This is a genomic window from Longimicrobium sp., from assembly GCF_036399935.1.
Classification (GTDB): Bacteria; Gemmatimonadota; Gemmatimonadetes; order Longimicrobiales; family Longimicrobiaceae; genus Longimicrobium.
Genome location: NZ_DASWMD010000060.1, coordinates 39,989 through 58,247 on the forward strand (window position 1 = coordinate 39,989; position 18,259 = coordinate 58,247).

Below are 18,259 nucleotides of genomic sequence, written 5' to 3' on the forward strand. Positions count from 1 at the left end.
TCTTGTATAACGATTCCGCTCGCTTGGCGAAAGGCAACTGCAATTTCACGCAGAGGACGCAGAGAAAAGGGAGAGGACGCAGAGGCGCTTGCATGCCCTCTGCGTCCTCTCTGTCCTTCTCTGCGTCCTCTGCGTGAGATTGCTTCATGGAGATCAGGACGTGCGCCCGCTGGATTCGGCCGCGCGGCGGATGGCACGCAGGGCTTCCATGCGAATCAGCCCGCTGAACGGCTTGACGATGCGCCAGTAGAACGAGAACGAGCGGCGCGCGTGTTCATCGGTGCAGCGGACGCGCGTTTCCGTCGTCACCCGGCACCCGCCCGCCGTGGGCTGGACGGTGAAGTTCCACGCCGCCATCGCCATCCCGGGCCGGCCGAACGCGCGGAACTCGCCGGGGGTCACGCGGACGATGCCTCCCGCCGGCGTCCAGAAGCGCCCGACGAGGCCCAGGACGATCTCCCGGGGCGCATCCTCCTGCAGCAGCACGAACCCCGAATCCAGCAGCCTGTCCATCGTCGTCCCCAGCGCCCGCTCTCCCCGCTCCGGCCGGCGCGTGAGGAGCGCGGGGAGGGAGCGCAGGGCGAAGAGGCTCCGTACCAGCCACGAACGGCCCAGGTCCAGCTCGCGAACCGCGGCCCAGGCGCGCTCCGCGGGCGCGGCGACGTCCACGGCGTGGAACTCTGAGAACTGCGCCTCCGGCATCCAGGCGTCGATCAGGCTCATTCCGCCGCTCCCGCCCGGCCCGGCTGGTACGCCGCGCCGCCGTCCTTCCACGCCCACCAGCGCAGCAGCTCGGGATCGTGCCGCTCGTTCGAGGCGAAGTATACGGCGCAGCGAAAGGTGTAGAGCACGCACGGGTCCTGGCTCGACTCCGTCAATCGGCAGAGCCGGTCGAACAGATCCACGGGGTCCGCCCCGCGCAGGTCGGCGATGCGCCGCACGCCCAGGCTGCGCAGGTCGCCAGCGATGGAGGGGCCTACGCCGGGAATGCGCTGCAACTCGTCCTTGTGCCTGCTCTTCATGGGCGTTGCAACCTTTCGGGGGGCTGGTGCGTCTTATCCATCGTACGCGGGCGGTTGAAACCTGGCCGCCGACGGCTGCGTACGAAGGACCGTGCGGAACGGATTTCATGTTCTCCTAATCCACACCGCGCAACTTCCGGGGCAGTCGACCGGTACTTACACGCAGGACCGGGCTGGATGGCTTCGAGAATGCCGACGTGACCCCCACCTTCGCCCAGGCGTCCTCCGGGTGGGCACGGCTGAGAACCTGAAGGAACGGAACCCGAGTTCTGGCAGAGCACGAGGGTGTGCGAATTCAACGGAGCCCGCCGGCAGCATCGGCGGGCTCCGTCGCGTTCGCCGGTCAGCCCTCGACGACGGCGCCGGGCCCGTGCTTCAGGTTGCGAAGCGCCAGCCATCCCAGCAGCCCCGCCACCACCGACGCGGCGAAGATGCCGATCTTGGCCTGCTCGTCCAGCTCGGGGTGCGCGGGGAAGGCCAGCGCCGAGATGAACAGCGACATCGTAAAGCCGATGCCGCCCAGCATGGCGACGCCCCCGATCGCCCGCCAGCCGATGCCGTCCGGCAGCACCGCCATCCGCGTCCTTACCGCCAGCCAGGCGAAGAGCGTGATGCCGATGGGCTTGCCGATGACCAGCCCCAGGGTGACGCCCAGCGTCACGGGATGCGTGAACGCCGAGGCCAGGTTGCCGCCCAGGTGCACGCCCGCGTTCGACAGGGCGAACAAGGGGATGATGCCGAACGCCACCCAGTAGTGAAGCTCGTGCTCGATGCGCTGCAGCGGCGCCTGGGCACCCTCGCACAGGTTCTCCATCTCCTGGATGGCCGCCTGCTGCCCCTTGTTGGTGAGCACGCTGGGGCCTTCTTCGCCCGCCACGTCGAAGTGGTCCAGCAGCCGGCGCCCGCCGTCCAGGAACTCGGTCGTGTCGATGCGGGTGCGCGCGGGAATGGTCATCGCCAGCAGCACGCCGGCCACGGTGGCATGCACGCCGCTGAGCAGGAAGGCCACCCACAGCGCCAGGCCCAGCCCCACGTACATCAGCGGGCTGCGCACCCCCAGCCGGTTGGCCAGCACCAGGGCGCCCAGGATCAGCGCGCCCACGCCCAGCGCCGACCAGGCGATGTCGGCGGTGTAGAACAGGGCGATCACCAGCACGGCGCCAAGGTCGTCGACGATGGCCAGCGCGGCCAGGAACACCTTCAGCGCCAGCGGCGTGCGCGGCCCCAGGAGCGCCAGCACGCCCAGCGCGAAGGCGATGTCGGTGGCCATGGGGATGCCCCATCCCCGCTGCCCCTCGCCGCCGACGTTGACGGCGGTGTAGATGAGCGCGGGCACCACCATGCCGCCCAGCGCCGCCGCGATGGGAAGCGCCGCCCGCCGCGCCGACGCCAGCTCGCCCACCAGGAACTCGCGCTTGATCTCCAGCCCCACCAGGAAGAAGAACACGGCCATCAGGCCGTCGTTGATCCAGTGGTGAAGCGAGTAGGTCAGCGCCTGGTTTCCCCAGCGCACCGACAGCTCCGTCTCCCAGAGCTGATGGTAGCTTTCGGCCCACGGCGAGTTGGCCCATACGATGGCGATCACCGCGCAGGCGATCAGCACGATGCCGCCCGCCGATTCCGTCGCCGCGAACCGCGAGAAGGGCGACAGGATCCGCTGGAAGGGGGAGGGCGGCGGGGGTGGAAGAACCTGGTAGTGCGCCATGCTTCGTCTCTGCTGGTCAGCCCCTCGAACGACGGGGGACGCAACCTAACCCTGGCCCGCGTACAATCCAACACTGCTGCTGGATTTGGGCGGGGCTAAAGGATTTCTCGCGATCGGAGAACCCCGTCGGGAGCGGGTGAACCCGCCGCTCGGAAAGCGGAAAGCCCCGACTCGGGCCGCTGTCGCCTCCCGCTCGGGGCTTCACCTGCACGCACGCCGCACCTGCCGTAGAGCGCTCGATGTCATCCTGAAGAAGCGGCCACGGGAAACCTGCCGCCACACCGAAGCGGGCAGCGACTGAGGGATCCGCCACACAATCCGGGTCGCGCCACAACGTCCTCCCCACACGAGAACAGGCCAGCCCCGCGCAGGCGGACTTCGTGTGGTCGTTGCAGCGAATTCATTCGCCCGGGCCCACACCTTGGCCGAGGACGAGTGACGTGCATGCCTTGGCGTGGATCCCTCGATCGCGGCGGTGCGTGATCCCCAACGACGAAGAGCCGCGGCGGGGCCGCGGCTCTCTACGATCAACGAGGCTGGTTCGAGCGAATCAGCGGTCTTCGCGCGACGCCCTGGATCCGCGGGCGGCGCTGCCGGCCAGCAGCGGATACGGATTCACGTTCTCGCTTTCCCACCAGCGTTCCATGCTGGTCAGCCGCCCCACGGAAAAGTGCAGGTGGTAGTTCCCGGGTCCCGCGTTGCCCGTGTCGCCCACGTAGGCGATCACCTCGCCCCGCCGTACGCGCTGGCCCTCGCGGATGCCGGCCGCGTACCGCGCCAGGTGGGCGTAGTAGAAGAGCGTCCGTCCGTCTTCGCCCAGCTGGTAGATGGTGATGCCCCCCAGCCCGCCGGTGCGCAGCCGGTGGATGACCCCGTCGGTCGCGGCCACCACGGGGCTCCCCTGCGGCGCCATGATGTCGATGGCGTTGTGGGTGCGGCCCCCGGAGCGCGCGTCGTTGTACGAGTCGCGGAGCTGCTCCGGGCCGATGCCGCGCACCGGGATGGCCAGCGAGGCGCCCACCGCCGGGGCGCCCTCGTGGGCGCGCCCGCCCTCGTGCGCGCCGAAATGCAGGGTGTCGCGCAGGGCGCGCGAGGGCGTACGTGCCTGGCGTTCCGGCGCGGCGCCGATGGCGATGGTGCAGGCGGACAGCGAAAGCGCGGCGGCCAGTGCCAGCGTGCCCCGGAGGGCGTAGTGCATGCGGCGAGTGGTCATGTCGCGAGGAGGCCTGGGGAAACGGTCGGCGGCCGTTTCTCACGGAAACGGCGGCTGCGCGGGCTGGGTTCTGGGAAAGTACCGCGGACGGATTGCGGTTATATTGCGCCATGCCGCCATGACGCGCAAGACTTTCGTTCCCATGGCGGCGCAACGAAGCGGGCGCGCACCGCCGAAAGGCGTGCGCGCCCGGGCAGAACGGGGTCGCTAGAAGTAGATCTGCAGGGAAAGCCGCGAGGTAAAGGTGGCAACATCCAGCGTCCGCTGATTGCCCCCGCGCGGGCCGGTGTCGGTCTGGACCTCGTCGTCCGACTTGAAGACCCGCACCTGCGCCCCCGTGTGCCCCGCCAGGCTGATCCGGCGCACCGGAAACCACTCCACGCCCACGCCGCCCTGGGCGCTCGCGCCGTACACTTGCGACTCGACGGAAGTAGAGCCCTGCCGGTTCGAGCTGCGCCCGGCGTAGGTGTCGATCCCCGCCGCCAGGAACGGCGTCACGTCGCGGATCGTTCCCACATAGCGCCTCGTGTGCAGGCCCACGCTCAGCGACGACGATTCCTGGTCGTAATCCAAAGCGCTCGTCGAATCGTCGCGGTCGTAGACGTGAATGCCCACGACCAAGCCGAGGTTGGTGCGCTCGCCCACCATCTTCCAGCCCCCGAACGAACCGCTTCCGGCGTTGGCGCCGTACGCCGGAACGTCGAACGACAGCGACCATGCGCCTTTCTGCAGAGAGGTGCGGGGCGTGGTGTCGGCCGCGGCCTCCTGCGCGCGAACGGGTGCGGCGGCGAGCAGTGCGCAGACGGCGGCTGCGGTGACGTAGTGCATCGGTGGGGTCCGTTTCGGGAGAGGAGCAAGATGCCCGGTCGCGGGATCAGAACGAATAGTACACCGTCAGGCCCGTGGTGTAGGTGCTGGCCTGCCACATGTCGACTTCGTCGATCCCCTCGCCCTCCATCCTGCGCTCCGAAGAGGCGAACGACCCCTGCACTCCCGCGTGGCCGCCCACGCGCACGCGTGCCACGGGCGACCACTCCAGCCCTATCCCCGCCGTAGCGCCGAACCCGCCCGACGCGAACTCTCCGAATTCCCCCACGTCCCTCTGGTGTGAATTGAAGAATGCGCCGGCGAAGCCATAGGGCCGCAGATCGCCGCCGCCCGCGCCGTACAGCTTTACCCCGGGCGCCAGGGTGAGCGACACCTGGTTCTGCTCGTTCTCCTGCTCATCCTCTTCCGACCCGATGGTGCCGCCGGCCTCGATCCCGATCTCGAGGCGCGGCGAAACCATGTGCCACAGGCCGATGGTAGGCTGCCCGAAGGGGCGCAGGGAGAGCGAGGTGGACCTTTCCGGCGCGTCCTGGCCGGCTGCGGCGCGGGGCGCGAGGAGCACGGCGGAAAGCACCGCGATACATGCCATTCGATTCATGGGAGATTCCGTTTGGGGATCGGGGATTTCGGACCGCGCCCGCCCGCGCCGGGTTCCGTGCCTTTGCGGGGCTCTGGACGGCGGGGCGCACGCCGGTGTATGCTGCCGCGCAAAGGAAAGTTCCCGCGGCCCGGAGGCGGCCGCGTTTTCCCACACCGGCGAACATCATGGCGAACGTGGCGGGCGGTGCCGAGGCGGCGATCCGGGCCAACTGGGAGCGGTTGAGCGGCAAGCCGGGCGGCAAGGCGCTCTTCAGCATGCTTCTGGGGCGCATGGTGCCGTACTCGGGTTCCATCGGCGCGCGGGTGCAGGAGCTTCGGCCGGGGTTCGCGCGGGTGACGCTGGCGGACCGCCGCAAGGTTCGCAATCACCTGCGGTCCGTCCACGCGGTGGCGCTGATGAACCTGGCCGAGCTTTCCACCGGGCTGGCGCTGAACGTGGGGATGCGGCCGGACGCGCGCTCCATCCTGAAGGGGCTTTCCATCGAGTACCACAAGAAGGCCCGCGGCACCCTGACCGCCGAGGCCAGCGCACCACTGCTGGACAGCAACGAAGAGCGGGACATCGAGGTGACGACGGACGTCCGCGACGAGGCCGGCGACGTGGTCGCCTCGGCGATCGCACGGTGGCGGGTGGGGCCGAGGAAGTGAGAGTGCGTTAGTGCGTTAGTGCGTTAGTGCGTTAGTGCGGGAGTGCGGGAGTGCGGGAGTGCGGGAGTCGGGGACGGCCCCCGGGGTAGAGGCGGGCGGGACCAAGGGCCGCCGAGTCAGGGGCGGGCGGGATTGGGTGTGCCTCGAAATGGAGGCGCGGCCAGGGACCAGCGGCGGGTGAACCCGCGGCTGGAAGAGCGGTAACCGCACACGCGCCGCACCTGCCGGAGCGCGATCGAATTCTCCCCTCTCCCGCTTGCGGGAGAGGGGCCGGGGGTGAGGGCAGCCGGGGACTGCGCCGGCCTCTCCGAACCGCACCACACCTCGCCAGGGATCTCCCGCCCGACCGCCGAGCCGCACCAAAGCACTACCGCACTAACGCACTCCCGCACTAACGCACTAACGCACTAACGCACTTCCCCTCTCAGTACCGCGTCTCGATCCCGTGCACCACGCGGTACGTGTCGCGGGCGATCAGCAGCTCCTCGTCCGTGGGGATCACCCACACCTCCGTGCGCGCGCCCTCGGGGCTGATGCGCCCTTCGCGGCCCACGTGCGCGGCATTGGCCGACGCGTCCACCTGGATGCCGGCGAACTCCAGCCCCTCGCAGATCATCGCGCGCACGGCTGGCGCGTTCTCGCCGATGCCCCCCGCGAAGCAGAGGGCGTCCGCGCCGCCCATCGCCGCCAGGTACGAGCCGATGTACTTGCGCGCCCGGTAGCAGAAGATCTCGATCGCCAGCCGCGCCCGGCGGTCGTCGTGCTCGCGCGCCTCGGCCAGCAGCTCGCGCATGTCGTTGGTCAGGCCCGAGATGCCCAGCAGCCCAGACTGCTTGTTCAGCAGCATCTCCACCTCCGCCAGCGACAATCCCTCCTTTTGGGCGATGTAGTCCAGCACCGCGGGGTCCACGTCGCCGGAGCGCGTTCCCATCACCAGCCCCTCCAGCGGGGTGAACCCCATCGACGTGTCCAGCGACTCGCCGCCCGCGATGGCGCACGCCGAGCAGCCGTTGCCCAGGTGAAGGGTGATGATGCGCTGCGCCTCGCGCGTGGTGCCCGTCAGCTGCCGCCACCGGTAGCTCACGTAGCGGTGCGACGTGCCGTGAAAGCCGTAGCGGCGGACGCGGTGCCGGCGGTACAGCGAGTACGGGATGGCGTACAGGAAGGCGCGCTCGGGAAGCGTGTGGTGGAACGCGGTGTCGAACACGGCCACCTGCGGCACCGCCGCGCCCAGCACCGCGCGCACGGCGTGGATGCCCTTGAGGTTCGCGGGATTGTGCAGCGGCGCCAGCTCGATGGTCTCCTCAATGCCGCGCAGCACCTGCTCGTCGATGCCGACCGACCGTACGAAGCGCTCGCCGCCGTGCACCACGCGGTGCCCCACCGCGCCGATCTCCGCCAGGCTCCCCAGCGCGCCGCCCTCGGGCCCCACAAGCCACTGCAGCAGGAACTCCACCGCCGCGCGATGGTCCCGCAGCGGCGCGGTGCCCTTCACAGACTCCCCGTCGCCCGCGCGAAAGCTCCAGACCGCCTCCCCGCCGATGCGCTCCACCTGCCCGCGCGCCACCCGCCGGTCGGTGTTGTCTGCAAAACACTGCTCGTCGGTATCGATCACCTGCCACTTGAGCGACGACGACCCGACGTTGAGGACCAGGATGTTCACGGGAGGCGGGGCGAGGATTCGTGCATCTAACGGGGTACTGCCACAATAATGAAGCCGCCGCACGTAGACCAGCGTGCGGCGGCGTCACCGACATCCCGGCCTTGCTCGGGTCAATTCACCGCGATGGTGCCTCGTACCTGTCCTCGGTTACGTGGAACTTAACCCCGAGTTGCGCAAGGAGGCTTCCGCTGTCGCGAGATTGGTAGTCCCGGCCGAACGTCGCCGTCAGCCATAGATCCTCACGTACCTGGTACTCGAGAACACCGGCAACTCGGTAGAGATTTTTCCCCGCCTCATCTTCCATGGGCAACCGGAACACCGTTTCGAGGGAGGCCGAGTAGGTAGGTGACGAGAGCACAAACCGTCCGCCCGCGTCCACGACGCTCGAAGCAGAGTCGCCCCGCTCGGCGAGCAAGCGGATGACGGCCATCGGTGTAAAGGTTGTTTGGCCGCTGATCGGAGTTCCTTCGTAGCTGAGGGTTGTCCAGAGCCCTACTCGCCGGAGTTCCCCCGTAGCCCAAGCTGCGTTAGCGTACCCCCAAGACGCCCCCCCAGCAACGCCCCAAAACAGGCCCTCCCGGCGCGGAGTGGCTTCCTGCATCTCTTCGACTACGTTCTCGCGCACGAATCGCCGGTACGCCGAATCTTGCTGGGCAGTCAGACGGAGAGCATCCACGCGAGAGGTGAGCTCTGCGGACAGGAGGCGTACCGTCTGAGTATCACCACGGGTTGCGGCATCCGCGATCCTCGTTCCGTACTCTGCCTGCAGGGTGACGGTCTGGGCCGCTCCCAGTGCGCTTTCCAGGCTATCACGCCGGGCTAAATACACCTCGATCTGTCGGAAACGTTGCTGAGCTGCAGTGGACATTCGGCCCGACAGCAAGTAGGCGGACCCGCCGATCGCGAGGCCTGTAACCGGAGCTGATTCTGTTCCGATGTCCGCCGTGGCGAGCGAAACCGTTGCCGTGCGCGCGAACGACTCGCCAGGTGTACGAGTGGTGTCGCTCCGCCAGCCGACGAGCGGGCGGGGGAACAGCCAGTAGGGCGCGAACTCAGCGGCGTAGTTCTGGGGCAGTGCCGAAAAGGACTGCGATTGATTCACGAACGAGAACGCGATGTCAGATGGCGTCTGGGGGCGCTCGATCGCACTCGGCGCAACGCCCAGCAAGATGAACGCAGGGGCGGACGCCGGCTTCAGCGAGTTCAACTCGGGCAACCCCGTGGCGTCCTGAGCTGACGCCGGAAAACTCCGCAACATGCACATTAGAAGAACCAGCAAACATCTTGTGCCGGCCGGTGCACAACAGCGGTGAATGATTCGTACCATGTTTCGTACCGGGGTCCAAGGTTAGTGTGTGACGCGCGGAGTGCATCAGACGAACACGAAGTTGATCGAGTAGTCCGCGATCGCTCCATCGGCTGGGACGGTCAGTTCGTAGTAGTACTCACGCGTCTCGGGACCGCCGCTCAGCTTGTACGTGACGCACGTGTGGTTCGTCGTCGGATTTTCATCCTTCACACTGGACCGGCAGAAGAGGATGGCACCCCGGAGCGGCGTGCGCGAGTACGACTTCGACGACCCGGGGACAACCTTTTCTACGACACCCTGCCATGTCGTAACCGTCGACCCAGGGTCGGCATCTCCGTAGGTTACCTCGAGGGTGACGGACGTGGCCTGACCAACCGGGTACGTCTTCGTATCGCTGACCATGGATCTCCTCGCACGTTTGCAGGTGAATTCGACCCGACCGCCCACTAACGGCGTGTTCGATCGTTCGAGTGACGCCACGGCCGTTATGGATGGACGCGGGAGCGGCTTTTCTCCCCTTCTCCTCGCCGGGCCTGTCTGGCCGAGCCAGAGCGCCCGTTACGCGCACGCTTTCTGCTTTGCGTTTCCAAACTACCTGCGACACACGCAAACCCGACCCGCGGACGACCACGATGGGCATTTCGCTGCGCCCCGAGCACCTGAAGCGGTACCGCGACATGGCGCGCCTGGCCATGAAGTACGGGCGCAGCGACCTGGTGCGGCAGGCCGGGCTGGAAGACGCGCTCGAGGGCACCGACCAGGTGCTGCAGAGCACCGACGCTCCCGGCCTGGCCGACGAGCTGGCCGACGACCTGGAGCGGATGGGGCCCACGTACGTAAAGCTCGGCCAGCTCCTTTCCACCCGCCCGGACCTCGTTCCGCCCGCCTACATCGACGCGCTCACCCGCCTGCAGGACCGGCTGGAGCCGTTCCCCGCCGAGGACGCGGAGCGCATCGTGGCCGAGGAGCTGGGCGTGCGCGTGTCCAAGGCGTTCCTGGAGTTCGAGAGCGAACCGCTGGCCGCCGCCTCGCTAGGGCAGGTGCACCGCGCCAGGCTTCGCGACGGGCGCACGGTGGCGGTGAAGGTGCAGCGCCCCGGCGTGCGCGAGCAGCTGGTGCGCGACATGGACGCCATCGAGGACGTGGTGGAATTCATGGACCGGCACACCAAGGCGGGGCGCCAGTACGAGTTCGGCCGCACCTTCGAGGAGCTGCGCAAGAGCCTGATGGCCGAGCTGGACTACCGCCGCGAGGCCCGCAACGCATCCACGCTCGACGAGAACCTGGCGGAGTTCCAGCGCATCATCGTTCCGCGCCCGGTGGAAGACTACACCACCTCGCGCGTGCTGACCATGGAATTCATCCGCGGGCGCAAGATCACCTCGATCAGCCCGCTGGCCCGGTTGGAGCTGGACGGCGACGTGCTGGCCGAGGAGCTGTTCCGCGCCTACCTCAAGCAGATCCTGGTCGACGGCTTCTTCCACGCCGATCCGCACCCCGGCAACGTCTTCCTGACCGACGACCGGCGGGTCGCGCTCCTGGACGTGGGGATGGTGGGGCGCATCGGCCCGGACCTGCAGCAGCACCTGCTGCGGATGCTGCTGGCCATCGCCGACGGGCAGGGGGCCGAGGCCGCGCGCGCCACCATCCAGGCCGGCGACGTTCGCTCCGGCTACCGGGAGGACATCTTCACGGCCGACGTAAAGACGCTGGTGGCCGACTTCGCCACGGCGCGCAACGCCGAGAACATCCAGGTGGGGCGGGTGATGCTGGAGGTGACGCGCAGCGCGGCCGAGAACGGCATCCGCCTGCCGGTGGAGCTGACGATGCTGGGACGCGCGCTGCTGGCGCTGGACCAGGTGGGCCGCACGCTCGACCCGCAGTTCGATCCCAACGCCGCCATCCAGCGCAACGCGTCGGACCTGATGCGGCGGCGGATGATGAAGAACGTTTCGCCCAGCCGCATGTTCAGCAACATGCTGGAGATGAACGAGCTGGTGCAGAAGCTGCCCGGCCGCGTGAACCGCGCGCTGGAGGCCATCACCGAGGACGGGATCGAGGTGCGCGTCCGCGTTCCCGAGGAGAAGTGGCTGCTGCAGGGGATGCAGAAGATCTCCAACCGCATCGCCGTGAGCCTGGTGGCGTCGGCGCTGATCGTGTCGGCGGCCATGATGATGCGGGTGGAGACGCGCTACCAGATCCTGGGGTATCCCGGCGTGGCGATGATCCTGTTCATGGGTGCCGCGGCGCTGGGGCTGCTGCTGGTGTTCGACATCCTGGTCAGCGATGTGCGCCAGCGCCGCCGCGGCGACGAAAAGTAGCGCCACTGCCGGCTGCCCACTTCCCTTCCAAGAGAGAAAGGACCGAAATGCCGAACCGAGTCGTTCCTCGCGCTGTCCTGGCCGCCTGCCTTGCGCTGCCCGTGGCCCTGGCCGGGTGCATGGGCGCGGGAATGCAGGACCCGGGCGCGGCCGCGAGCGCCATGGGGATGGGCAACGAGCACGTCTTCGAGACGGTGATGGCTGCCAACCGCAGCGAAATCGCCCTGAGCCAGCAGGCGGAGCAGCGCGCGGCCGGCGCAGAGGTGCGCGCGTTCGCCGCACGGATGGTCGCCGAGCACACGCGCGCCGGGGCGGACATGGCGGCCTTCGGGCAGCGGCTGGGGCTGTCGCCGCGTGAAAGCGAGACCAGCCGCAACCTCGACGAATTTACGCGCCAGACGACGGTGTCGATGGAATCGCGCAGCGGGGCGGTGTTCGACCGCGAGTACATGCGCCTGCAGGTGCAGCAGCACGGGTGGCTGGTGGAGGCGCTGGACAAGAACCTGATCCCCGCCGCGCAGGACGAGCGGCTGCGCGCGGAGCTCCAGCGCATGCGCCCCATGGTCGCGGCCCACCTGCGCGACGCCCAGCGCATCCACCGCACCCTCGGCGGGTCGTAGCGAGCCCTCACCCCGAGGCGGGGGTGGGCAGGTCCGGTGCTCGGGCCGGCGCCCCCCATCCCCAACCCTTCCCCCGCAAACAGCCGCGGGGAAGGGAGCCAGTCGAGTGCGCACGGCCAGCCGGAACGCGATCGAATTCTCCTCTCCCCCATGGGGTTTATGGGGGAGAGGCCGGGAGAGGGGGGCGGCCGCGGGATGCGCCAACATCAGCCCGATCCAAGCAGTTCTCCGCGAGCGTCGACCCCCTAGCCCTCCACGCGGTCACCCGCGACCTCCACCTCCAGGCCGAAGGTGTCGGTGAACAGGCCAGCCTTGCGGCGCAGGGCCCAGCGCTCCAGCAGCAGGTCCCCCTCTCCTTCCAGTTCCAGCGTCAGCTTGCTCTTTCCCGCCGTGGCCGTCACCCCCGTGACGGCCTGCACGTGCTCGCGGTCCAGCGCGTCGGCAATGCGCAGCAGCGACGCCAGCTTCACCACCCGCTCGCGGTCGTCGGAGGGCAGCCGGTTGAAATCCTCGTGGTGCGCCGCCGGCGTGCCCTTGCGGTGGTAGCGCGCCACGTTGGCCACGATGTCCATCTCGCGCGCCGTGAGCTCCGGCACCTCGGACTGGCCGATGATGTACAGCGAATGCTTGTGGTGCTTCTTGTGGCCGATGAAGATGCCGATGTCGTGAAGGATGGCGGCCGCGCGCAGCAGCCGCCGCTCGGCCGCGTCCATCCGGTGCACCTTGTCCAGCTGGTCGAAGAGCGAGCCCGCCAGCCATGCCACGTGCCGGGCGTGCTTCTCGTCGAACAGGTAGCGCAGGCCCAGCGCCACCGCGCCCTCCACCGCCGCCCGCTCCTTGCGGTCTTCGTGCGCCTGGTGGGTGGTCAGGTCGTCCACCAGGTCCACCAGCACGCCGTCCTTCAGCCCCACCGCCGGAACGATGATCTCCGCCGCCCCCGCCAGCGACGCGACGCGCTCGTACACCATGGCCGCCGGGACGATGACGTCCGCCCGGTCCTCGCGCATCCCCAGCTGGTCCACGCGCTGCCGGTACGAGAGGCGCGACAGCATGGCCACGGCGCCACGCAGGTCGTTCATCTGGATGGCCGCCATGCGCCCACGCCCCGGCTCGGCGCCCAGCAGCTTGGCGAGCGCCTCGATGTTGCCGCCGGTGGCGATCAGCCCGGCCGGCTTCCACTGCTTGGCGATCAGGGGAATGCGCAGCGACGCCATGTACTCTTCCAGCAGCCGCTGGAACCGGCCCGGGTCTTCGCTGGAACCAGACAATTCCTCCAGCAGCCGCACCGACCCCAGCGTGTGCGACTCGCTCCACAGGATACCCGTGGCGTCCACCAGCGACACCTCCACGCTGCCGCCGCCCAGGTCCACCAGCATCCACTTCTTCTTTCCGAACGGCACCTGGGCGCGGATGGCCTCGTAGACCAGGCGCGCCTCCTCCGTGCCGGTGATCACCTCCAGGTCGATCCCCGCCTCGCGCCGCACGCGGGCCACGAACTCGTCGCCGTTGCGGCTTTCGCGCGTGGCGCTGGTGGCCACGGCGCGGTAGTGGACGATTCCCAGGTCTTCCATCCGCTTGCGGAAGCCGGTGATGGCCTCTACACCGGCCTGCATGGCCGCGCGGTCCAGCCGGCCCGACAGGAACACCTCGTGACCCAGCCGCACCGGCGCGCGCGTCTCGGCCAGCACGCGGTACGCGGTGGGCGAGGTGAACTCGGCCGCCAGAAAGCGGATGGCGTTGGAGCCCACGTCCACGGCGGCCACCCGCAGCGGAAACTGCGGCGGCGCGTCGGGAGCGGCGTCCAGGGGGCGGTTGAGCAGCGGCGTCATTCTGCGTATCCGGAGTAGGAGACGCCGCAGGGCGGGGCAAAGGCCGGACCGTGAGGGCAAGGGAAGTGCGTGAGTGCGTTGGTGCGTGAGTGCGGGAGTGGAACCGGCGATCGTGCGCCGTCCATCACCCGCGCCGTCCCGAGCTACCCCGGCCCAGCCATGCGAGCACCAGACCAGACCATCCACATCGGCCTGAACGCGCCGCCAGACGGCAGCGTCGAGGCCGAGGCCATCCGCGAGAGCCTTTCATCCGCCGTCCGCGTGGGCCGGCACCTGTTCCTGGGCTGCGACGAAACCGCCACCCTGGAGCGCGTCACCGACCTGGGCGGCGGCCGCTTCGGCGAGCACCGCACCTACAAGCTGGCCGAGCTGCTGGACCTGCCCGGCAAGGACGACGACGAGGTGGACGTCGAGGGGCTGGCGTGGGAGCCGCCGTACCTGTGGCTGGTGGGCTCGCACAGCCGCAAGCAGGGCAAGGCCAAGCGGGGGATGGACTTCAAGGAAGCCGCCAAGGCCCTCGCGGACGTGGACGTCGACGACAACCGCTACCTGATCGCCCGCATTCCGCTGGAAGACGACGCGGAAGCCGGCGGCTTGGTCCCGTGCAAGTCGTGCCCGGATCCGCGCGACCCGGAGCGCACGCTCACCGCGGCGCGGCTGCGTGGCCGCGGCCGCAACAGCGAGCTGATCCGCGAGTTGAGCGCCGACCCGCACCTGCGCCGGTTCATCAAGATCCCCGGCAAGGACAACGGGCTGGACGTGGAGGGGGTGCAGGTGGACGACGGGCGCGTGTTCCTGGGGCTGCGCGGCCCCGTGCTGCGCGGCTGGGCGGTGATCGTGCAGGTGGAGCCGGTGGATGCCAAGGGCGGCGGGCGGATGAAGCTGCGGGAGATCGAAGCCGGCGGGCGCCGCTACCGCAAGCACTTCCTGGACCTGGACGGGCTGGGGATCCGCGACCTGGCCCGCGACGGCGACGACCTGCTGATCCTGGCCGGCCCCACGATGGACGTGAGCGCGCCGGCGGGCGTGTTCCGCTGGCGCGGCGGAATGCGCGTGCAGGAAGAGTCGCTGGTGCCGGCGGACGCGCTGGAGCGGGTAACCATGCTGCCGCACGACGTGGAGGGCGGGTCCGACCATCCCGAGGGAATGTGCCGCTTCGACGAGGGCGACGGGCCGCGCACCCTGCTGGTGGTGTACGACGCCGCCAGCGCCAGCCGCCGCGACGCGCACGGCGTCACCGCCGACGTGTTCGCGCTTCCGTCCCCCGGGGTGCTGGGCACCGTCGTGGAAACGGTGACCTCGTTTGTCGCTCGCGACGGCGAGGGCTGACGATGGCCGACATCTACCACGTGATGATCAAGGCCGGTGACGCGATGGCGGAGGTGGACCGCGCGCTCGAGGCGCTGAAGGGGCGCGGGGTGTCGCGTGTGGAAGCCGGGTTCCACAAGTACATGTTCGTCACCCAGGCCAGGCAGACCGTGCTGATGCTCACCTCGCGCGAGTCGCCCCTGGCCGCCGACCTCCGCGGCCGCGGCTGGATGGAGCCTGGCGACAAGCCGCTCGGGACGTGAGAGTGCGTGAGTGCGTGAGTGCGTGAGTGCGTGAGTGCGTGAGTGCGTGAGTGCGTGAGTGCGTGAGTGCGTGAGTGCGTCAGAGGTTCATCCCCCGCGTCCCGCGCAAGTTCCCGGTTCCTTGGTTGCGCGCGGGGGGCGGACTAATTATCTTAGTACTATGCTAATCGATCGCGTCTCGCACACGGCCCGTTGTTGTCGCATGTGCTCCCACCGGGAGTGCAGGCGGCCCGCACGCGTGTGAAGACCTCGACGGCATAAGCGCTGGACGGTCTTCTCCGGAAGACCCTCCGGACAGGCACAGTGACAAGGACGCCGCGACTCCCCACCAGGAGGCGCGGTTTTGCTTTCTATCCACCGGAAGAACCCGGAGACAGGCACCATGCCCATCCGTTCCCAGCGGCCGATCGCCATCTTCTACGAGCACCCGGACTGGTTCCGGCCGCTGTTCGCGGAGCTGGACCGCCGCGGCACGCCGTACCTGAAGCTGCACGCCGACGAGCACGTGTTCGATCCCGCCGAGGATCCGCCGTACTCGCTGGTCTTCAACCGCATGAGCCCTTCGGCGTACCTGCGCGGCCGCGGCGACGCCATCTTCTACACCCTGTCGTGGCTGTCGGCCCTGGAGCGCCGTGGCGTGCGCGTGGTCAACGGCTACCAGGCCTTCGAAAACGAGATCAGCAAGGCCGGGCAGCTGGCCCTGCTCGACGTGCTGGGCCTCCCCTACCCTAAGGCGCGCGTCATCCACCGCGCCGGGCAGGCGCCCGCCGCCGCCGAGGGGCTGCGCTGGCCCATCGCCGTAAAGCCCAACATCGGCGGCAGCGGCGCGGGCGTGCGCCGCTTCGACTCGCCCGAGGAGCTGCGCGCCGCCGTCGGCACGCTGGACCTGGGGATCGACGGCACCGCGCTGGTGCAGGAGTTCATCCCGCAGGAGGAAAGCCGCATCACCCGCGTGGAGGTGCTGGGCGGCAAGTACCTGTACGGCATCCGCATCTACACCCCGGGCAACTCGTTCGACCTGTGCCCCGCCGACGTCTGCCAGCGGGTGGACGGCGCCGCGCTCGACGCGCAGGTGTGCGCCGTGGACGCGCCCAGCCGCGGGCTGCGCGTGGAGGGCTACGAGCCGCCGCGTCCGGTGATCGAGGCGGTGGAGCGCATCATGGCCGAGGCGCGCATCGAGGTGGGGGGCATCGAGTACATGGTCGATGCGCGCGACGGGCAGCTGTACTACTACGACATCAACGCGCTCTCGAACTTCGTGGCCGACGCGCCCAACGTCATCGGCTTCGACCCGTTCGCGCGCCTGGCCGACTGGCTGGAGCGCGAAGCCGAGGCGGCCGAGGCGGCCCGTGCGCGGAAGGAGGCGGCTTGATGCGATTCGGATACTGGCTTCCCGTCTTCGGCGGCTGGCTGCGCAACGTCGACGACGAGCGGATGGAGGCAAGCTGGAGCTACGCCAGGCGGCTGGCGCAGCGCAGCGAGCAGATCGGCTTCGACCTGACGCTGGTCGCCGAGCTGAACCTGAACGACATCAAGGGGATGGACGCGCCGTCGCTGGACGCGTGGAGCACGGCGGCGGCGCTGGCGGCGGTGACGGAGCGGCTGGAGATCATGGTGGCGGTCCGCCCCACCTTTCACCTGCCCAGCCTCCTCGCCAAGCAGGCGGCCAACATCGACCGTATCAGCGGCGGGCGCCTGTCGCTGAACGTGGTGAGCTCGTGGTGGGCCACGGAGGCCAGGAAATACGGCGTGCAGTTCGACGAGCACGACGACCGCTACGCCCGCACCAGCGAGTGGCTGGACGTGGTGGATGGGATGTGGAAGCAGCCGCGCTTCAGCTATCAGGGCAAGTACTACTCGGTGGACGACGCCATCCTGGAGCCCAAGCCGGTGCAGCGCCCCCGGCCCACCCTTTACGCCGGCGGCGAGAGCCCCGCGGCCAAGGCGCTGATCTCGGCCAAGTGCGACGCGTGGCTCACCCACGGCGACGAGCCGGCGACCATCGCCCGGAAGGTGGCCGACCTGCGCTCGCGCCGCGAGGCGCTGGGGCTGCCGCCCATGTCGTTCGGGGCGGCGGGGTACGTGGTGGTCCGGTCGACGGAAGAAGAGGCCAGGCGGGAGGTGCGGCGCATCACCGACGTGCAGCAGAGCGCCCGCGGCTACGCCAACTACCAGGACTGGATCGGCAACACGCAGCTGGAGCAGCGCGTGAGCCTGGAAGACTACTCGGTGTCCAACCGCGGCCTGAAGTCGGGGCTGGTGGGCACGCCCGAGCAGGTGGCCGAGCGCGTGCTGGAGTTCGAGCGCGCGGGACTGGACCTGCTGCTGCTGCAGTTCTCGCCGCAGCACGAGGAGATGGAGCGCTTCGCCGAAGAGGTGATTCCCCTGGTGCGCGGTGCCGGCGGCGGGCAGAGCCTGCAGGCCGTCGCCTGAACGGAGCGCCGGCCCATCGCACACCTTGCAGCGGCACGGGACCCGACGGGTTCCGTGCCGTTCCGCTTCTGCCTGCCTACCAGGCCCCGTCGCCGTAGCCGCCGCCCGCGCCCCGGTTGCCCCAGCGGTCGTCACGCCCGGCAGAGTGCCCGCCGCGCGGGGGATCGCCGTAGCCGCCCACGCGCGGGCGGTTGTCGATGCGATTGCCGATGTTGTCGTCGTCCTCCGCACCCGCGCCCAGGCCGTCGCCCTCCGGCGCGTTCAGGCGCACCAGGTTCTGCGCCTTGAGGCCCTTGGGCTCTTCCAGGATGTCGAACTCCACGGGCTCGCCCTGCTCCAGCGTCTTGAAGCCACGCCCGGTGATGCCGCTGTGATGGACGAACACGTCGGTTCCGTCGTCGCGGGTCACGAAGCCGAAACCCTTTTCCTGGGAGAACCACTTCACTGTGCCTGATGCGTGTTCCATGGGACCGGTGGCTGGGGTGGGAACTGCCGCG

At 69.2% G+C, this 18,259-nt stretch carries 17 protein-coding genes and 1 pseudogene; 7 read left to right on the plus strand and 11 right to left on the minus strand.

The window, feature by feature from the left end:
* Nucleotides 1-153: 153 nt before the first annotated feature.
* The 6 genes from VGB24_RS18410 to VGB24_RS18435 form a co-directional block, all read right to left on the minus strand.
* Nucleotides 154-723 carry a hypothetical protein gene (locus VGB24_RS18410; RefSeq protein ID WP_331074411.1) on the minus strand — a complete coding sequence of 190 codons (570 nt, stop codon included), beginning with the start codon at nucleotides 721-723 and terminating at the stop codon, nucleotides 154-156.
* Nucleotides 720-1,022, minus strand: coding sequence for a helix-hairpin-helix domain-containing protein (locus VGB24_RS18415; RefSeq protein WP_331074412.1), 303 nt, complete (start codon nucleotides 1,020-1,022; stop codon nucleotides 720-722). Before VGB24_RS18415 ends, VGB24_RS18410 begins: the two co-directional genes overlap by 4 nt.
* A 343-nt stretch (nucleotides 1,023-1,365) precedes the next feature.
* Nucleotides 1,366-2,727 carry a Na+/H+ antiporter NhaA gene (nhaA, locus tag VGB24_RS18420; RefSeq protein WP_331074413.1) on the minus strand — a complete coding sequence of 454 codons (1,362 nt, stop codon included), beginning with the start codon at nucleotides 2,725-2,727 and terminating at the stop codon, nucleotides 1,366-1,368.
* 550 nt (nucleotides 2,728-3,277) lie between these two features.
* Complete coding sequence (locus tag VGB24_RS18425) at nucleotides 3,278-3,940, minus strand: M23 family metallopeptidase (RefSeq protein WP_331074414.1); 663 nt, start codon at nucleotides 3,938-3,940, stop codon at nucleotides 3,278-3,280.
* Nucleotides 3,941-4,147: 207 nt separating this feature from the next.
* Nucleotides 4,148-4,768 (minus strand): hypothetical protein, encoded by a 621-nt coding sequence (locus VGB24_RS18430; RefSeq protein ID WP_331074415.1) that lies wholly within the window; start codon nucleotides 4,766-4,768, stop codon nucleotides 4,148-4,150.
* Nucleotides 4,769-4,814: 46 nt separating this feature from the next.
* A complete protein-coding gene (locus VGB24_RS18435; protein ID WP_331074416.1) occupies nucleotides 4,815-5,366 on the minus strand; it encodes a hypothetical protein in 552 nt (183 codons plus the stop codon).
* A gap of 167 nt (nucleotides 5,367-5,533) precedes the next feature.
* On the opposite strand from VGB24_RS18435, the gene VGB24_RS18440 reads away from it, so the two are divergent.
* On the plus strand, nucleotides 5,534-6,016 hold the full coding sequence (locus VGB24_RS18440; protein WP_331074417.1) for a hotdog fold domain-containing protein: 483 nt from the start codon (nucleotides 5,534-5,536) through the stop codon (nucleotides 6,014-6,016).
* Between the two features lie 424 nt (nucleotides 6,017-6,440).
* On the opposite strand, the gene VGB24_RS18445 is transcribed toward VGB24_RS18440, so the two are convergent.
* From VGB24_RS18445 to VGB24_RS18455, 3 genes are all read right to left on the minus strand, one after another.
* Complete coding sequence (locus VGB24_RS18445; RefSeq protein ID WP_331074418.1) at nucleotides 6,441-7,679, minus strand: acetate kinase; 1,239 nt, start codon at nucleotides 7,677-7,679, stop codon at nucleotides 6,441-6,443.
* Nucleotides 7,680-7,794: 115 nt separating this feature from the next.
* Nucleotides 7,795-9,006, minus strand: coding sequence for a hypothetical protein (locus tag VGB24_RS18450; RefSeq protein WP_331074419.1), 1,212 nt, complete (start codon nucleotides 9,004-9,006; stop codon nucleotides 7,795-7,797).
* Nucleotides 9,007-9,051: 45 nt separating this feature from the next.
* Nucleotides 9,052-9,390 (minus strand): hypothetical protein, encoded by a 339-nt coding sequence (locus VGB24_RS18455; protein ID WP_331074420.1) that lies wholly within the window; start codon nucleotides 9,388-9,390, stop codon nucleotides 9,052-9,054.
* Between the two features lie 230 nt (nucleotides 9,391-9,620).
* On the opposite strand from VGB24_RS18455, the gene VGB24_RS18460 reads away from it, so the two are divergent.
* Together VGB24_RS18460 and VGB24_RS18465 are read left to right on the plus strand one after the other, a co-directional pair.
* Nucleotides 9,621-11,309, plus strand: a complete 1,689-nt coding sequence (locus VGB24_RS18460) for an AarF/ABC1/UbiB kinase family protein (protein ID WP_331074421.1) — start codon at nucleotides 9,621-9,623, stop codon at nucleotides 11,307-11,309.
* Between the two features lie 47 nt (nucleotides 11,310-11,356).
* Nucleotides 11,357-11,929, plus strand: coding sequence for a DUF4142 domain-containing protein (locus tag VGB24_RS18465; RefSeq protein ID WP_331074422.1), 573 nt, complete (start codon nucleotides 11,357-11,359; stop codon nucleotides 11,927-11,929).
* A gap of 245 nt (nucleotides 11,930-12,174) precedes the next feature.
* On the opposite strand, the gene VGB24_RS18470 is transcribed toward VGB24_RS18465, so the two are convergent.
* Nucleotides 12,175-13,758, minus strand: a complete 1,584-nt coding sequence (locus VGB24_RS18470; RefSeq protein ID WP_331074423.1) for a Ppx/GppA phosphatase family protein — start codon at nucleotides 13,756-13,758, stop codon at nucleotides 12,175-12,177.
* Between the two features lie 159 nt (nucleotides 13,759-13,917).
* On the opposite strand from VGB24_RS18470, the gene VGB24_RS18475 reads away from it, so the two are divergent.
* The 4 genes from VGB24_RS18475 (at nucleotide 13,918) to VGB24_RS18490 (ending at nucleotide 17,762) form a co-directional block, all read left to right on the plus strand.
* A complete protein-coding gene (locus VGB24_RS18475; protein WP_331074424.1) occupies nucleotides 13,918-15,087 on the plus strand; it encodes a DUF3616 domain-containing protein in 1,170 nt (389 codons plus the stop codon).
* A 2-nt stretch (nucleotides 15,088-15,089) separates the two neighbouring features.
* Entirely contained in the window at nucleotides 15,090-15,329 is a 240-nt protein-coding gene (locus tag VGB24_RS18480) for a hypothetical protein (protein ID WP_331074425.1), read from the plus strand.
* Between the two features lie 382 nt (nucleotides 15,330-15,711).
* Entirely contained in the window at nucleotides 15,712-16,701 is a 990-nt protein-coding gene (locus tag VGB24_RS18485) for a hypothetical protein (protein WP_331074426.1), read from the plus strand.
* Nucleotides 16,701-17,762: an LLM class flavin-dependent oxidoreductase gene (locus VGB24_RS18490; RefSeq protein WP_331074427.1), complete on the plus strand. Its 1,062-nt coding sequence runs from the start codon at nucleotides 16,701-16,703 to the stop codon at nucleotides 17,760-17,762. The genes VGB24_RS18485 and VGB24_RS18490 overlap by 1 nt, the downstream gene beginning before the upstream one ends.
* 265 nt (nucleotides 17,763-18,027) lie before the next feature.
* On the opposite strand, the pseudogene VGB24_RS18495 reads toward VGB24_RS18490, so the two are convergent.
* Nucleotides 18,028-18,228, minus strand: a pseudogene (locus tag VGB24_RS18495) (cold-shock protein); the annotation flags it as partial.
* Nucleotides 18,229-18,259 lie beyond the last annotated feature (31 nt).

What these genes read in the sequence shown, in the direction of transcription:
- VGB24_RS18410 (WP_331074411.1), bottom strand. Translation starts at nt 723, where the DNA reads ATGAGCCTGATCGACGCCTGGATGCCGGAGGCGCAGTTCTCAGAGTTC.
- VGB24_RS18465 (WP_331074422.1), top strand. Translation starts at nt 11,357, where the DNA reads ATGCCGAACCGAGTCGTTCCTCGCGCTGTCCTGGCCGCCTGCCTTGCG.
- VGB24_RS18440 (WP_331074417.1), top strand. Translation starts at nt 5,534, where the DNA reads ATGGCGAACGTGGCGGGCGGTGCCGAGGCGGCGATCCGGGCCAACTGG.
- VGB24_RS18470 (WP_331074423.1), bottom strand. Translation starts at nt 13,758, where the DNA reads ATGACGCCGCTGCTCAACCGCCCCCTGGACGCCGCTCCCGACGCGCCG.
- VGB24_RS18450 (WP_331074419.1), bottom strand. Translation starts at nt 9,006, where the DNA reads ATGGTACGAATCATTCACCGCTGTTGTGCACCGGCCGGCACAAGATGT.
- VGB24_RS18430 (WP_331074415.1), bottom strand. Translation starts at nt 4,768, where the DNA reads ATGCACTACGTCACCGCAGCCGCCGTCTGCGCACTGCTCGCCGCCGCA.
- VGB24_RS18435 (WP_331074416.1), bottom strand. Translation starts at nt 5,366, where the DNA reads ATGAATCGAATGGCATGTATCGCGGTGCTTTCCGCCGTGCTCCTCGCG.
- nhaA (WP_331074413.1), bottom strand. Translation starts at nt 2,727, where the DNA reads ATGGCGCACTACCAGGTTCTTCCACCCCCGCCGCCCTCCCCCTTCCAG.
- VGB24_RS18490 (WP_331074427.1), top strand. Translation starts at nt 16,701, where the DNA reads ATGCGATTCGGATACTGGCTTCCCGTCTTCGGCGGCTGGCTGCGCAAC.
- VGB24_RS18415 (WP_331074412.1), bottom strand. Translation starts at nt 1,022, where the DNA reads ATGAAGAGCAGGCACAAGGACGAGTTGCAGCGCATTCCCGGCGTAGGC.
- VGB24_RS18460 (WP_331074421.1), top strand. Translation starts at nt 9,621, where the DNA reads ATGGGCATTTCGCTGCGCCCCGAGCACCTGAAGCGGTACCGCGACATG.
- VGB24_RS18485 (WP_331074426.1), top strand. Translation starts at nt 15,712, where the DNA reads ATGCCCATCCGTTCCCAGCGGCCGATCGCCATCTTCTACGAGCACCCG.
- VGB24_RS18480 (WP_331074425.1), top strand. Translation starts at nt 15,090, where the DNA reads ATGGCCGACATCTACCACGTGATGATCAAGGCCGGTGACGCGATGGCG.
- VGB24_RS18455 (WP_331074420.1), bottom strand. Translation starts at nt 9,390, where the DNA reads ATGGTCAGCGATACGAAGACGTACCCGGTTGGTCAGGCCACGTCCGTC.
- VGB24_RS18475 (WP_331074424.1), top strand. Translation starts at nt 13,918, where the DNA reads ATGCGAGCACCAGACCAGACCATCCACATCGGCCTGAACGCGCCGCCA.
- VGB24_RS18425 (WP_331074414.1), bottom strand. Translation starts at nt 3,940, where the DNA reads ATGACCACTCGCCGCATGCACTACGCCCTCCGGGGCACGCTGGCACTG.